This window comes from Gordonia sp. NPDC058843, assembly GCF_042743165.1.
GTDB lineage: Bacteria > Actinomycetota > Actinomycetes > Mycobacteriales > Mycobacteriaceae > Gordonia.
Genome location: NZ_JBHYNC010000024.1, coordinates 1 through 15,284, shown reverse-complemented (window position 1 = coordinate 15,284; position 15,284 = coordinate 1). Strand labels below are relative to the sequence as shown.

Genomic DNA, 15,284 nt, shown 5'->3' with positions numbered 1-15,284 from the left:
ACACTCACGAGTGTTCGTGGTCCACGAAGGCCGCTAGGCCGCAGCTACTGAGGTGCGAGGAGCGATAGCGACGAGCCCCGAAGGGCTGAGCACCTCAGGGAGCACCGGGCGGATCACCCCGCTCGCACCTCAAGGAGCACGGGCGGTATCTCGGTCAGGCGATCACGCCGTGCCGAGCAGCTTCGCGAAGTTCGCGATCCCCGCGGCTTCGACCGCCTGCCGCCGACCGTCGGTCACGGCGGACGCACTCGACAATTGCCTGCCGTCGACGGTCACGTCTGTGACCGCAGCGCCGCGCCGGGGTGTCAGTAGCGACACGAGTTCGCCTGCCGCACGGGCTATCCGGTCGTTCAGCGAGGTGGTGTCGCCGTCCGCGCCGGCCCAGTCCGCCGACGCGGCATACACACCGGTCGGCAGAACGACGGCACGCAGGTAGGCGAACAGCGGCCGCAATGCGTGGTCGAGCACCATCGAGTGCCGCGGACTCCCGCCGGTCGCGCCGATCACCACCGGCTTACCTGCCATCGCATCGATGTCGACGAGATCGAAGAACATCTTGAACAGTCCGCTGTAGGACGCGTTGAACACCGGGGTCGCCACGATCAGGGCATCGGCTCCCTCGACCGCATCGAGCGCAGCGCGCGCCCGACCGGATGCGAAGCCAACGGTCATCGCCTGGCCGAGGTCGACGGCGAGGTCACGCAGGTCGACGATCTCGACCTCGACGCGCCCCTCCCCCATTTGTTCGGTGACCGCCCCGACCATCCGGTCGATGAGCAGTCGCGTCGACGACGGCTCGGACAGACCCGCGTTCACAGCGACGATCCGCAGTGCGGTCATGACGACACCTCCACGTTCTCCTTCGCCACACCGTCGCCTGCCGCGTCTCGGGCGGCGACGAGCGATTCGTGCGTCGGCGCCTCGGGCACATCGGCGGGACGCCCCTCGGCGAATCCGGCGCGCAGGTCCGGCAACACCTCACCCAGCAGGTCGAGCTGCTCGAGCACGGTCTTGAGCGGCAGGCCGGCGTGATCGACGAGGAACAGTTGACGCTGGTAGTCGCCGAACGTTTCTCGGAAGGTCAGCGTCTTGTCGACGAACTCGGCGGGGCTACCGACGGTCAGCGGCGTCTGCGCCGAGAAGTCCTCGAGCGACGGGCCGTGTCCGTAGACAGGCGCGTTGTCGAAGTACGGACGGAATTCGCGCACCGCGTCCTGCGACTTGGGGCGAATGAAGAACTGTCCGCCGAGACCGACGATCGCCTGGTTCGCCTTGCCGTGGCCGTAGTGCTCGTACCGTTCCCGATAGAAGTTGATGAGTCGCTGGAAGTGCTCGTTGGGCCAGAAGATGTTGTTCGCGAAGAAGCCGTCTCCGTAGTACGCGGCTTGCTCGGCGATCTCGGGACTGCGGATCGAACCGTGCCAGACAAACGGTGCGACGCCGTCGAGCGGGCGCGGCGTCGAGGTGAACGACGTCAGCGGGGTACGGAATTGCCCTTCCCAGTCGACGACGTGCTCGGTCCACAGCCGGTGCAGCAGGTGGTAGTTCTCGATCGCGAGCGGAATGCCCTGCCTGATGTCCTGCCCGAACCATGGGTACACCGGACCGGTGTTGCCCCGCCCGAGCATCAGGTCGACACGACCGTCGGCGAGGTGCTGCAGCATCGCGAAGTCCTCGGCGATCTTCACCGGGTCGTTGGTGGTGATCAGTGTGGTCGCGGTGCTCAGTTGCAGACGCTCGGTCTGCGCCGCGATGTACGCCAGGGTCGTCGTGGGCGACGACGAGAAGAAGGGCTCGTTGTGATGCTCGCCGAGCGCGAACACGTCGAGTCCGATGTCCTCGGCCTTCTTCGCGATCTCGACGATCGCCTTGATCCGCTCGTGTTCCGTCGGCGTCGTGCCGGTGGTGGGGTCGGCGGTGATGTCGCTGACGCTGAAGAGTCCGAACTGCATGTCGCGCCTCCTGATCGTGGTTACACCCACCATAACCGGACCGCGGTCCGATTAATTCCGGAGCCCGGTGAGTTAGTGTTGGCTTACTGCGGAGTAGCCGCGGGAGTTTAGCGGCGCCGGGAGCGAAGCGAGCGGGCCGACAGAAGCACCGGCGCCGGGAGCGAAGCGAGCGGGCCGGACACCATTGCATCGAGGAGAGTCGTATGAAGATCCGGAAGTCCGTCGCCGCGGTCACCCTCGCCGGGGCCGCTCTGTTCGTCGCCACCGGTTGTTCGGAGTCCACCGACACCGTCGACGAGGCGACGAGTGTGGTGTCGACCGCGGTCGAGTCCGCCGCTAGCCAGGTCGAGACCGCTGCCAGCGACGCAGTCGACGAGGTCACCGGTCTCGACAACGACGACGCGACGGAAACACTGCGCCAGGCGATCGACCCGAACACCTCCGCCGAGGAGATCGACCAGGTCGTCGATGTCACCAACCCCGCCACCAAGCCGGCCGCCATCGCTTTCGCGAAGGGCGCGTCCGCAGCCGGTTACACCCCGGATGCGTTCACGGTCACCAAGGTCACCGAGAACGGGGATGACAAGGCCACGGCCACCGTCGCCGTGAAGAGTCCGCACTCGTCGACGCCCGTCGACATCCAGCTCGCCTTCGTGAAGGTCGACGGCGACTGGAAGCTCAGCGGCGACGCCATCAATCAGCTGATCAGCATGGGCAGCGGCCAGCAAGAAGGTAACTAGTCCCCAGGCCCACGTCGCCTCCTCGCCTACACTCGAACGGGTGCGGTTCCGTCCCGGAGCGCAGCGGCGAGGAGGTGTACGTGCGTACCGACCATCCCACCCATCCGTTCGCTCCGCCGGTGACCCGACGCCACGAGCGGTGGCCGCTGGTCAACGATCTCGACGACACCGAGTTGCCGGCCGCGGCCGAACCCATCGGCCCGCAACTCGACGTGAGCGCTTCGGCGCCGGACTCGCCGATGCTGCCGACCAGGGTCGAGACGGCTGCAAGACCCGCGCCGCGTACGGCGACTCGCGTCGACACCCGAATGCCCGCGCGTGAACATGCCGCGCTCCCGCCGGTGGGCGACTTCTGGGACCTGAAGAACGCGGAGCGCGCACCCCTGGCTGCGATGCCCGTGCCGGCGCGCGTGTTCCCGCCGCGTCCCGCGCCCTACCTGACCCGGCCGGTCGGCGGCCGTCCCGTCGCCCCGGCTGCATCGCTGGCGCTGACCACCGGCCTGATCTCGATTCCCTTGACCCTTGTTCTGGGTCTGGGCGCGATCCTCGGCGTGGTCGCCGTGGTCTCCGGTGTGGTCGCCGTGAAACAGGTCCGACGAGCCCCCGCAGAACGTAAGGGCACCGGCCGCGCGATCACCGGCATCGTGACCGGCGCCGGCAGCATGGTCGTCGGCGGCCCGATCCTCTTTCTCGTCCTCCTCCTCGCAGGGCTGTAGTCGGCGCGAACCTCGGAGGGCGGGCCACGCAAGGTCACGAGCCCTTCGAGGCTCGCTTCGCTCGCACCTCAGGGAGCAAGAGAGGGCCGCTCGCACCTCAGGGAGCAAGAGAGGGCCGCTCGCACCTCAGGGAGCACGAGAGGTCCGATCGCACATCAGAGATCCAGTGAGCCGCTCACACCTCAGTATCTGCGGCGTGGCGGCCGTCGTGGACCACGAAAGACCCCCCTCTGCTCCCTGAGGTGCGAGCGCAGCGAGCCACGAAGGGTCTCGCAACGTGTCTCACCAGGCCCTTCGAGGTTCGTCGCTTGCGCTCCTCGCACCTCAGGGACCAGGGGTTATGCGGTTCTTGCGGATTAGGGAGCAGGGGTTATGCGGTTCTTTCGGATTAGGGAGCAACGAGGACCGCTAGCACCGCAGAAGTTCCCGCTCGAAGACAAACACAACGAGACCCGCCAGATGACGGGTCTCGTTGTGTGGTGTTCGTGTGTCGGGGCTAGCTGACTGCCCGGAGCCGCGGCCTGACCGAGGCCACCTCGCCGCGTTCGCGTCCGAGCCAGGCCTGGATCTCGCCGATCACCTGCAGCCGGGCGTCCACCGGGTCGATGTCCACCAGAGACGGCATGCAGTGCATCAGGGCGGCGTAGAAGGCCGACGTCGGCGACATCCCGAATTCGGACAACACGCTTCCGTAGTCTTCGACGCGATCGGCGAGTTCACCGTAGGTGAGAGCGTCATCGCCCAGCCGAACAGCTGTCAGATGGGGCGTGATCGCCCCTCGGTTCTGGATGTCGTCCAGAAGTAGCTGGTCCATGATTACTGCCTTCCCGCCCGTGGAGCGTCGACCGCTGTGTCCCCGCCTCCCCTGACGTTGGTACCTAGCGATCCTTCAACCCAGTGTGCCCTACCTCATTCAAGTAGTAGAACACTGGCTCAACATGTGTGGGATATTCCACAACAATTCCCGTAACTATGCTGCACTTCGATGTTACGGCTGCGACTGTAGTTGCAACAGGGCACCAGTGGGTTGATTCTTTACCTGTTATCCACATGCAACTGTCCCGACATTCAAGCAAGTCCCACTCTGCCGACCGCGAGTGTCGGCAGAGAACCGAGCTCAGGCGTCGCTGCTCTTGTCCGCTTCCATCGCCTCGATGAGACTCTTGGGCCGTAGATCGGTCCAGTTCTGCTCCACATACTCCAGGCACGCAGCACGGCTGTCCTCACCGAAGACCTTGGTCCATCCGGCGGGGATGTCCGCGAAGGTCGGCCACAGCGAGTGCTGGTTCTCGTCGTTGACGAGTACGTAGAAGCGGCCGTCCTCGTCGTCGAATGGGTTCGTCATGGGTGTCCTTTCTCCATAGACGCGGCGACTGTCGTCACCCGCCTGCTTTGTTGTTGTCGAACGTAGCGGCTCTCGGCCGGGACAGCGGCGAGGTCAGGTCGATGATGTCACGCAAATCCCCTCATTCCGGTCCCCGGCCGCCGGCGCCGTCGACCTGCGTCAGCTGGGCGTCGAGTGTCGGCCCGATGATCGCCAGCGCGTCGGCGTTCGCCATCCCGAGGTGGTGTGTGGCGACGTCGACGTTGTCGATCGCGCCGGTGACGAATGGGCGCCAGGCACCGGCCAGCAGGGATGGGTCGTCCTTGTCCTCGGTCGCGGTGAAGACGTGCATGTCGCCGGCGAAGACATCCGGCCGGTAGTCGAGGACCACCTGGGTCGAGGAATCGAAGCTGTCCATGATCCGTTCCACCTGATCCTCCGCCAGCAGTCCCATCCCGGAGATCTGCTGACGGATGATCGCGGTGACCTCCTCGGGGGTGGACGCCTGCACGTCGTCGCCGAGATCGAAGAGATCGCGCCAGCCGCCGAGGACGTCGACCACCGTCGACGCGTCGGGTTCGATGGTCTCGGCGACGGTCGATCCTGGTGTAGCCACCCCGGCCACGTCCACGGACGCGTCGCCGTCGGTCGACGGACGGTCGTGCCCGGTGATCACGGGCTCGTCCTCCGGTCGCGAGTCCATGATGCCCAGGTACGCGACCCCCTCGCCGAGGTCGACGAGGTGGGTGGCCATGGCGTGCGCGATGACTCCGCCGACCGACCAGCCGAGCAGGTGGTACGGGCCGTGTGGCTGGACGCGGCGGATCTCCTCGACATAGCGCCGGGCCAGCGCCCGCGCGTCGGTGACGCTCGGTTCGCCGGTCACCACGTGCGGGTCCTGCACTCCGTAGATCGGCCGGTCCCGCAGGTGCGGGGCCAGTCCGCCATAGAACCAGGCGAGGCCGCCGGCCGGGTGTACGCAGAACAGCGGTGGCCGCGATCCCTCGCCGCGGAGAGTGATCACGACGTCGCTGCTCACCGCGTTGCCCTCGGCGAGGCGGCGGGCCAGACCACGCACGGTCGGATCGTTGAACAGCCACGCGAGCTCGATGTCGAAGCCGTTGCGGTCCCGCAGCGCGGCGGCGACCCGGGTGGCGGACAGGGAGTTGCCGCCGAGGTCGAAGAAGCTGTCCGAGGCTCCGACCCGCTCGACGCCGAGGATCTCGGCGTAGGCATCGGCGATCGCCTGCTCGACCGGGGTGCCCGGGGCGACGAACTCGCTGGAGGTCACCTCGGGTGCGGGCAGCGCCGCGCGGTCCAGCTTGCCGACCGGGGTCAGCGGGAACTCGTCGAGCACCGTGATCGATGCGGGCACCATGTGCGCGGGAAGCTGTGCGGCCAGCAGGCCACGCAGTACGTCCACCTGTACACCGTCACCGACGACATATGCGGCGAGGCTCGAGGCCACCGAACTCGGCGTTCCCGACGCACCGACGCCGACGACGACCGCGGAACGCACCTCGGGTACCGCGCGCAGCACCGCCTCGATCTCGCCGAGCTCGATGCGCAGTCCCCGTAGCTTCACCTGGTCATCGCTCCGACCGGAGTACTCGAGGGTGAGCGCGCCCGAACGCGTTTCGCGCCACCGCACGACATCGCCCGTCCGGTACATCCGACGTCCGGCCCCCGCGTACGGACTGGCGACGAACCGGGAAGCGGTCAGGTCCGGCTTGTCGAGGTAGCCACGCGAGAGGGCGGGTCCGAGGACGTACAGCTCCCCGGCCACGCCGACCGGTACCGGCCGCAGGTGTGCGTCGAGCACCAGGAACTCGACGCCGGGCAGCGGACCGCCCAGGCGGACGGGATCGCCTGGCGTCGCCGCCTCGCCGACCGCGATCATGATCGTCGTCTCGGTCGGGCCGTAGCCGTTGTGGATGCGGGTGTGCGGTGCCCACTCGTCCATCACCGATTGCGGGACCGCCTCACCACCGGCGGACACCGCCTGCAGGCTCGGCAGTGCGGCCGGGTCGAGCGTCGACAGCACCGACGGCGTGAGGAAGGTCGTGGCGACCTCGTGTCGCTGCATGAACTCCTGCAGCTCCGCGCCGCCGACCGCGCTCGACGGTCGGTAGACGAGCGTCCCACCGTTGATGGTCGCGAGGAGGTATTCCAGCACGGAGGCGTCGAAGCTCGGGGACGCGAACCCCAGCACCACCGCCCCGTCCTCGATCTCCATCGCGCTCGACTTCGCAACGGCGAAGTTCCGTAGTCCCGTGTGCGACACCGTGACACCCTTGGGGCGACCTGTCGACCCCGAGGTGTAGATGACGTAGGCGACGTTGTCCGCGCGGACCGGACCGGCCTGCTCACCCGGCTCCACCGTGGCGTCGGAGGTGGCGTCGAGTTCGACGACCACCGAAGTGTCGTCGAGACGGAGCCACTCGAAGCCCTCGTCCGGCAACTCCCCGACGGCGGTGACCGACAGACCCATCCGGGCGCCGGAGTCCTCCACCATGGTCGCCACCCGTTCGGCGGGGTAGTCCGGATCGATCGGGACATAGCCGCCGCCGGTCTTGGCGACCGCCCAGATCGCGACCAGGAGATCGACGGAGCGGGGAATCGCCAGTGCCACGAGGGTTTCCGGCCCGACGCCGCGGCCGATCAGCCAGCGCGCCAGTCGGTTTGACCGGGCGTGGAGCGCGGAGTACGACAACGTCGCGCCGGAGGCGTCGACCACCGCGGTACGACGCCGGTACCGCGTGCCGGCCTCGGTGAACAGATCGCCGAGCAACACGGCGTCGGCGGCCTCGCCGCCGCGCACCGGCACCAGCGACTCGGCTTCGCCGGCCAGCAGTATCGGCGCCGCGGCCACCGGAGCGCTCGGGGTCGCGGTGAGCGCATCGAGCAGGCCGACAAAGCGGGCCGTGAACCCGGCCGCGGTGCATTCCGCGAACAGATCGGTGGCGTATTGGAGTGCAGCCGACCATGTCTCGCCCGCGCCGGCCTGGGCAACCGAGAACAGCAGATCGACCTTCGCCGGCACCTCACCCACGTCGAGCGGAGTGACCGAGATGTCGCCGAGATCGGCCGACAGCGACTGTCCGGCGAGTTCGGGCACCACGCTCTGGTCCAGAGTCAGCCACACCTGGGTCAGCGGGGCGAACGCCTCGGAACGGACCGGGTTCAACCGGTCGACGAGGGTCTCGAACGGCAGGTCGGCATGCGCGAAGGCGTCGAGGTCCACGCGACGGACCCGACCCAGCACATCGGCGAACGTGTCACCGCCCGCGTGCGCGGTGCGGAGCACGAGCGTGTTCACGAACATTCCGACGAGCGGGTCGAGTACCTCGGCACCACGGCCGGCGATCGGCGTGCCGATCGTCACGTCGTCCGTCCCCGACAGGTCGCCGAGCAGGACCGCCAGCGCCGCGTGCAGCACCATGAACGGAGTGACCCCGAACTCGTCGGCGACGATGTCGATCCGTGCGGTGACGTCCGCCGGGATGGTGAACGCCACGCGCGCGCCGCGCTGTGAGGCGACCGCCGGGCGCGGCCGGTCGGTCGGCAGTTCGAGCAGGTCCGGCATGCCGGCCAGGTGCGCTGTCCAATACTCCAGCTGGGCACCCATCACCGACGCCGCGTCGTCGACATCGCCGAGGGCACGGCGCTGCCAGATGGCGTAGTCGGCGTACTGGACGGGCAGCGGCTCGAACCGCGGCTCCTCTCCCGCCGCCCGCGCGAGGTAGGCGGTCGTGAGGTCGGTGACGAGCGGGCCGAGGGATTCGCCGTCGGAGGCCACATGATGCAGGACCACGGCGAGGATGTACTCCGTTGTCCCGGAGTCGGTCCCGACCTCGAGAAGCCTGGTCCGCACCGGCCAGTCGACGGTCAGGTCGAAACCGGTCGTGACCGCAGAGAGTACGGCCTCGCCCCGATCGCGATCGTCGGTCGCCGACACGAACTCGTGATCGAGTCGTGCCGCGATCTCGGTTACCGGGGCGATGAGCTGCACCGCCTGACCACCGGCCTCGGGATAGGTGGTGCGGAGGATCTCGTGCCGCGCGACGACGTCGGCGATCGCGGCGGCGAGCGCCGCGGGATCGAGATCACCGCTCAGGCGCATCACCGCGGGGATGTTGTACGCCGCCAGTGTCGGATCGAAGCGGTTGATGAACCACATCCGCTGCTGGGCATACGACAGCGGGATGCGGTCCGGACGCGGCGTCGCCGCGACGATCGGCGGGAGTCCGCCCGTGCGGTCACCGAGGCGTTCGGCCAGCAGGCGCGGCGTCGGCGCCTCGAAGACGTCGCGGACCGTCACCTCGACTCCCAGCGCGTCGCCGACGCGAGCCGCGGCACGCATCGCCGACAGCGAGTTGCCACCGATGTCGAAGAAGTTCGTGGTGGCGCCCACGGTGCCGGGCGACAGCGACAACAACCCCGCGAAGACGTCGGCGACGGCGGTCTCACGCGAACCGACCGGTGGCACCACCGCAACGGTGTCGACCGTCGGGGCGGGCAGTTGCTGCCGCACGATCTTGCCGGCACTGCTGAGCGGCATCTCCTCCAGCACCACCCACATACCGGGACGCATGAACTCCGGAAGAGCATGTGCCACCGAACGTTTCACTGCATCGAGATCAACGTCCGCGGGAGCCACGTAGGCGACGAGCTGCTGCCCGGAGGGGGTCTCGACGACGGCGGCCGCGGCGTGCACCACCGAGGGCGCCGAGGTGAGGGCCGACTCGATCTCCCCCAGCTCGATCCGTTGGCCACGGAGCTTGACCTGGAAGTCGGTGCGTCCCTGGTACTCCAGCTCGCCGTCGGCTCGCCAGCGGACCAGGTCACCGGTCCGGTACAGGCGAGAACCCCGCGCGCCGTACGGGTTCGGCACGAAGCGTTCGGCGGTGAGGGCGGGCCGCGAGGTGTAGCCGCGGGCCAGCTGGATGCCGCCGAGGTACAGCTCGCCGGTGAACCCCGGTGCCACCGGTCGCAACCGATGGTCGAGCACGAGCGCAGAGGTGTTGGCGACGGGCCGCCCGATGGTGACCTCGTCGCCCGTCACGCGCGCGACGGTCGCGTAGATCGTCGCCTCGGTGGGGCCGTACTGGTTGCTGACGGGTGCGTGCGGGATGAGTTCGCGGACGGTCCGCGCAACGCTGCGCGGGAGCGCCTCACCACCGGTGTGCAGATAGCGCAGCCGCGAGAGTCCCTGCAGTTGTTCGCGATCGGCGACCTCGGTGAGGACCGCGAGCATCGAGGGCACCAGCGTTGCCGAGGTCACCCCGAAGTCCACGAGGTACCGCAGCACCGCGACGGGATCACGGTGCTCCCCCGGCTCCATGACCACCAGACGTCCGCCCGAGACGAGCGGGCGCAGGATCTCGCCGACCGACGGGTCGAACGTGAGCTCGAGCACCTGCAGGAACACGTCGTCGGCACCGAACTCGTAGTCGGCCCGGTCGTGTTCGAGGTGCCCGCGCAGCGTCGTGTGCCCCACCGTCACGCCCTTCGGCCGTCCCGTCGACCCGGACGTGAAGATCGTGTAGGCCGGGTTGTCGCCGGCGACATCGGCCAGTCGTTCGGACGGTGTGAACAGTTCGACGGAATCGGCCGTAACGGTGCCGGATTCGACGGCGAGCACGTGCACGCCGACGCCCAGTGCCTCGATCCCGGCGGGTGCCGGACCGTCCGCGACGAGTACGGCCGCGACGTCGGCGGTCCGCGCGAGGTAGTCGATCCGGTCCGCGGGGGCCTGCGGATCCATCGGGACGAATTGACCGCCCGCGACGAGCACCGCGTGGACGGCCACGATCATCTCGACCGACCGCGGCAGGCAGACCCCGACCGCCACTTCCGGGCCGACACCCAGCTCGACGAGACGACGCGCGAGAACGCTGACCCGGGAGCCGAGTTCGGCGTAGGTGAGTGTTCCCGACGTCGTCGCCACCGCGGTGTCGTGCGGTGACGCGGCAACGCGATCGAGCAGCAGGTCGGCGACGTGCGAACCGGTGAGGGCCAGTTGCGGGCCGGCCTCCCACCTGTCGACGACGGCCCGGTCCTGCTCGGACATCGGCGGGATGTCGGCGATGCGGGAGTGCGCGTCGTCGGCGATCCTCTGCAGGATGCGGACGAGCGAGCGGGCGAAGACGTTGATCTCGTCGTCGTCGAATGCGTCGGGCAGATACGTCAGCCGGACCGCGATCCCGGCGGGCGACGGCGAGGTTGCCAGGTTGAGCGGGTAGTGCGTTGCGTCGGACACCTCGACGTCGCGGATCGCCAGCCCGACAGCGGCACTCGATGCACCGGCGGCCAGCGAGTCGTTGTCGACGGGATACGACTCGTGGACGGTCAGGGTGTCGAAGAGGGCGGGACGGCCCACGTGCGTGAGGATCTCGGGCAGGCCGATGTGCTGATGGTCGAGGACGGCGGTCTTGTCGGCCTGCAGGCGTCCGAGGACCTCACCGATGGTCGCGTCGGGGTCGACGTCGACGACGGCGGGCAGGGTGTTGATGAACAGGCCCACCATCGATTCGACACCGTCGAGACCGGCCGGTCGACCAGACACCGTCTCGCCGAAGGTCACCACACGATTGTCGGTGAGCCGCGAGAGGAACACGGCCCACGCGAGCTGCAGGACGGTGGCCACGGTGGAACCGGACTGCCGTGCCGTGCGTTCGAGACCGGACACGAGCGCAGTGTCGAGAACCCACCGGTGTTCACGCGGAAGGTGCTGCGCGGCAGTGTCTCCGGCGGCAGTGTCTCCGGCGGCGGTGTCACCGGCGTGCGGGTCGGCCGACATCCCGGTCAGGCCGGGGGCGACCAGCGTCGGGCTGTCGACCGGCGCGAGAACGCGACCCCATGCCTCCAGACCGGCGGCGACGTCGGTCTCGGCGATGCGCGCCAGATAGTCGGCGAAGTCCGTCCGTTCCCCGGTCCCGCGGCCGGTGAACGGGTTGCCGGTGGCGTACAAGGCGAGCAGGTCGGCCAGCACCAGCGGCCCCGACCAGCCGTCGAAGAGGATGTGGTGGTTGGTGATGACGACACTGGAACCCTGTGCGTGCCGGACGATCACGGCCCGCAGCAGCGGCGGATCGGCCAGGTCGAACGGTTCGGTGCGCTCGGCGGCGGACACCTCGTCGACCGCCGCCCGCAGCTCCGCCTCGGTCGACGCCCCGGCATCGACGACACGCCAGCGAAGCGGAACCGTCGGCGGGACGACCGTCACGACGCCACCGCTCGGTACCCGCACGAAGCCGGACTTCAGCGTCCGGTGATGATCGAGCAGCGCCACGACGGCGTTGCGCAACCGGTCCAGGTCGACGTCGCCCTCGAGGTGCAGAACCGCTTGTGTCACATAGACGTCCACCTCGTCGTGGCCGGCCAGTTGGGACTGGAAGTACAGGCCGCGCTGCAGCGGTGACAGCGCCCAGACCCTCGCACCCGGGTAGCGCTGCGCCACGGTGTCGAGGTCGTCCTGGGTCACGTCGGCGCCCGGGACGTCGGACGGCGACTGGCCGACCTCGGCACCGTCGGCGACCAGCCGCACCAGATCGTCCAATTCCCCGGTCCATCGGCGCGCGATGTCGCCGACGTCGTCGGGCGACAGGATCGCCTCGGGGAACTGCAGATCGGCGGACAGCATCCGGCCCTGCGGCGAGGTGCCCGTGCTGGCGTTGACGGTCAGGACGCTCATCGCGGCGACCCCGGCGGACACGGTGGCCGGCAGGAACGGGGCGTCGGGAGCCGGCAGGAAAGCGGTCTCGGCGGCCGGAGTCGTGACCTCGGTTCCGGGGGCCTCGTCGCTGCGACCGGTCCGGCCGCGCGTCCCGAGGTAGTTGAACGCGATGGACGGCAGCGGACGCGAGTGCAGGTGCGCCGCGGCCTCGTCAGGCTCGTTCGCATCGCCGGACCGCAGCAGCCCGTAGCCGATGCCGTGCCCGGGCATCCCGAGTCGTTCTTCCTTGGCCGCCTTGACCGCGTGCACGACGTCGGCCGCGGGATCGATCAGCAGCGGCGCGAGGGAGGTGAACCACCCGACGGTGCGCGACAGGTCGGCGCGGCGCGGGTCGTCGCCGTCGAGCAGGACGTCCTCGTAGCGACCGTGACCCTCGGTGAGCACTGTGACCGGGGAGTCGTCGGAGATCGCGTGGTCACGCTGCCACGACCGGACGGCGCGCGCCAGCGTGGCCAGCAGCAGGTCGACGACCGACGCCGAGAATGCCTCGGGGACAGTCGTCGTCAGTGGCTCGACGATCGCCGGATCGATGCGGTGCACGATCGAGGACAACGTACCGTAACGGTCGCGTTCGGGGTCGAGCCGCGCACCGAAGCCGGTCACGTCTGCAGGTGACCGGTCCAGCCAGTACGCGGCCTCGGCACGGCGTGCCCCGAGTTGTCCGGCGAGTGCCGCCTGCCACGCGCGCTGGGAGGTCTCCTCGGCGCGCACGGCCACGGGTAGGCCCGCGTCGAGTTGTGCGTGGACGGTGAGCAGATCCTCGATGAGGATCGGCCACGACACCGCGTCCACCGCGAGATGATGGAGAACGAGGACGACGCGTCCGGCGCCGGCCTGGTCGGTGACGATCGTCGCGGCCACGAGGCGTCCGGTGGCCGGGTCGAGTCGTCGGGCCGCGTCGGCATGGGCTGCGGTCAGCGCCCGGGTGAACTCGGGCGAGCCCGCCGCGGCCTCCACGTCGACGACAGCGATCGAGGCTGCGGCGTCGAACGGCGTACCCGTGGTGAGAGCCGGTGTCCCGTCGCCGATCGTCAGCCGCGCGGAGAGCATCGGATGCGCGGCGACGACGGCACCGAGCACCTCGCCCAGGCGTGCGGCGGTCAGACCGGCCGGCGCGGCGAGGACCATCGACTGGTTGAAGTCGGCGAGGTCGGCCGGGGACGGCGCCGCCTCGACGAGCCAGGACACGATCGGCGGCAGCACCACGTCCCCGGTGCCGTCGGGTTCGTCGAGCATCGGCGGACGGGCATCGCCGGCCGCGGCCACGCGCGCCATTCCGCGAACGGTCTTCTGCTCGAATATCTCCCGCGGCGACAACGACAATCCGGCGGCCTTGGCCGCCGACGCGAGCTGGATCGACATGATCGAGTCCCCGCCGAGCGCGAAGAACGACTCGGTGACCGACACGGCGTCGACGCCGAGGAGCCCGGCGATGATCGCCGCGAGCGTCTCCTCGCCCGTGGTCGCGGGTGCGACGTATCCATCGGCGGGCGTGGTGAACTCCGGTGCGGACAGAGCACGCCGGTCCAGCTTGCCGCCGGGGGTCACCGGCAATTCGTCGAGGACGACGGCATGATGCGGGATCATGTGCCCGGCCAGACGATCCGCGGCGCCGGCCAGCACCGCGTCGGCGTCGAGGCCGGTCGGTGCGACGGTGTCGTCGCCGACGAGGTAGGCCACGAGGCGGGTGCGTCGGGCGTCGTCGTCGACGCCGAGTACGACGACCGATCCGACGCCCGGCTGGTCACCGAGAACCGTCTCGATCTCGCCGAGCTCGACACGCTGGCCGTTGATCTTGACCTGGTGGTCGGCGCGGCCGGCGAACTCGATCTCGCCCGCCGCGGTGATCCGCACGAGGTCGCCGGTGGCATACATCCGGCGACCGGGTTCGCGGGCGAAGGGATCGGCGACGAACGACGTCGCGGTGAGGTCGGGACGCCCGAGGTAGCCGCGCGCCAGGGAATCCGGGCTCGACAGGTAGAGCTCGCCCACGACGCCCTGCGGGACCGGGTGCAGGCGACCGTCGAGCACGTAGGCCGCGAAGCCGCGCACCGGGCGGCCGATGGTCACCGGGCGGTCGCGTTCGGAACGCCCGGTGGTCGCCCACACGGTCGTCTCCGACGGCCCGTAGAAGTTGAACATCCGGCGGGACGAGTCCTCGCCGGCCCAGCGTGCGATCAGCTCCGGCGGGCAGGCCTCCCCACCGGTGACGAGATTGCGGATGAACCGCCCGCGCATCGGGTCCACGCTGGCGAGGACCGTGGGGGTGATGAGGGTGTCGGTCACCCGGTCGCGTTCCAGGATGCGACCGAGTGCGTCTCCGGCGTACTCGGCGGCGGGCGCGACGACGAGAGTGTGCCCCAACGCGATCGACCACATCATCTCCAGCACCGAGGCGTCGAAGCTCGGCGACGCGACGTGCAGGACACGCGTGTCGGGCGCCTGCGCGGGCGTGCCGGTCACCTCGGCCAGCGCGTCCACGAAGTTCGCGACGCCCCGATGGGTGACGCCGACGGCCTTGGGACGGCCGGTGGAGCCCGAGGTGTAGACGAGGTAGGCCAGATCGTCGAGCCGTACCGGGGCACGACGTTCGTCGTCCTCGATGCGCGCCCCGGACACCGCCGGGTCGTCCAGGGCATCGAGCTCGAGCCACTCGCAGGACGACTCACCGAGCCGCGGACGGGTCGCCGTGTCGGTGATGCCCAGTCGCACAGCGGAATCGGTGACCATGTAGGCGATGCGATCGCTGGGGTAGGCCGGATCGATCGGGACGTAGGCCGCACCGGTCCGCACGACGCCGAAGACGGCGACCAC

General features: G+C 69.3%; 7 protein-coding genes. 2 read left to right on the top strand and 5 right to left on the bottom strand.

The features are described from left to right. Positions 1 to 162: 162 nt before the first annotated feature. Positions 163 to 840, bottom strand: a complete 678-nt coding sequence (locus tag ACFW3F_RS16025; protein WP_388059001.1) for a CE1759 family FMN reductase — start codon at positions 838 to 840, stop codon at positions 163 to 165. Further along, the gene (locus tag ACFW3F_RS16020; protein WP_388058999.1) at positions 837 to 1,952 is read right to left on the bottom strand and encodes an LLM class flavin-dependent oxidoreductase; all 1,116 of its coding nucleotides are present in this window, start codon (positions 1,950 to 1,952) and stop codon (positions 837 to 839) included. The genes ACFW3F_RS16025 and ACFW3F_RS16020 overlap by 4 nt, the downstream gene beginning before the upstream one ends. A gap of 203 nt (positions 1,953 to 2,155) precedes the next feature. Here ACFW3F_RS16020 and ACFW3F_RS16015 point away from each other — a divergent pair, with 203 nt between their 5' ends. Both ACFW3F_RS16015 and ACFW3F_RS16010 read left to right on the top strand, forming a co-directional pair. Then, complete coding sequence (locus tag ACFW3F_RS16015; RefSeq protein ID WP_388058997.1) at positions 2,156 to 2,692, top strand: DUF4878 domain-containing protein; 537 nt, start codon at positions 2,156 to 2,158, stop codon at positions 2,690 to 2,692. 80 nt (positions 2,693 to 2,772) lie between these two features. Next, positions 2,773 to 3,408 (top strand): DUF4190 domain-containing protein, encoded by a 636-nt coding sequence (locus tag ACFW3F_RS16010; protein ID WP_388058995.1) that lies wholly within the window; start codon positions 2,773 to 2,775, stop codon positions 3,406 to 3,408. A gap of 496 nt (positions 3,409 to 3,904) precedes the next feature. On the opposite strand, the gene ACFW3F_RS16005 is transcribed toward ACFW3F_RS16010, so the two are convergent. From ACFW3F_RS16005 to ACFW3F_RS15995, 3 genes are all read right to left on the bottom strand, one after another. Beyond that, the gene (locus tag ACFW3F_RS16005) at positions 3,905 to 4,222 is read right to left on the bottom strand and encodes a hypothetical protein (RefSeq protein ID WP_388058993.1); all 318 of its coding nucleotides are present in this window, start codon (positions 4,220 to 4,222) and stop codon (positions 3,905 to 3,907) included. Positions 4,223 to 4,525: 303 nt separating this feature from the next. Then, positions 4,526 to 4,753 (bottom strand): MbtH family protein, encoded by a 228-nt coding sequence (locus ACFW3F_RS16000; protein ID WP_004020535.1) that lies wholly within the window; start codon positions 4,751 to 4,753, stop codon positions 4,526 to 4,528. A gap of 121 nt (positions 4,754 to 4,874) precedes the next feature. Then, on the bottom strand, positions 4,875 to 15,284 hold a 10,410-nt coding region (locus ACFW3F_RS15995; protein ID WP_388058990.1), incomplete at its 5' end, for an amino acid adenylation domain-containing protein.

What these genes read in the sequence shown, in the direction of transcription:
- ACFW3F_RS16000 (WP_004020535.1), bottom strand. Translation starts at nt 4,753, where the DNA reads ATGACGAACCCATTCGACGACGAGGACGGCCGCTTCTACGTACTCGTC.
- ACFW3F_RS16020 (WP_388058999.1), bottom strand. Translation starts at nt 1,952, where the DNA reads ATGCAGTTCGGACTCTTCAGCGTCAGCGACATCACCGCCGACCCCACC.
- ACFW3F_RS16015 (WP_388058997.1), top strand. Translation starts at nt 2,156, where the DNA reads ATGAAGATCCGGAAGTCCGTCGCCGCGGTCACCCTCGCCGGGGCCGCT.
- ACFW3F_RS16005 (WP_388058993.1), bottom strand. Translation starts at nt 4,222, where the DNA reads ATGGACCAGCTACTTCTGGACGACATCCAGAACCGAGGGGCGATCACG.
- ACFW3F_RS16025 (WP_388059001.1), bottom strand. Translation starts at nt 840, where the DNA reads ATGACCGCACTGCGGATCGTCGCTGTGAACGCGGGTCTGTCCGAGCCG.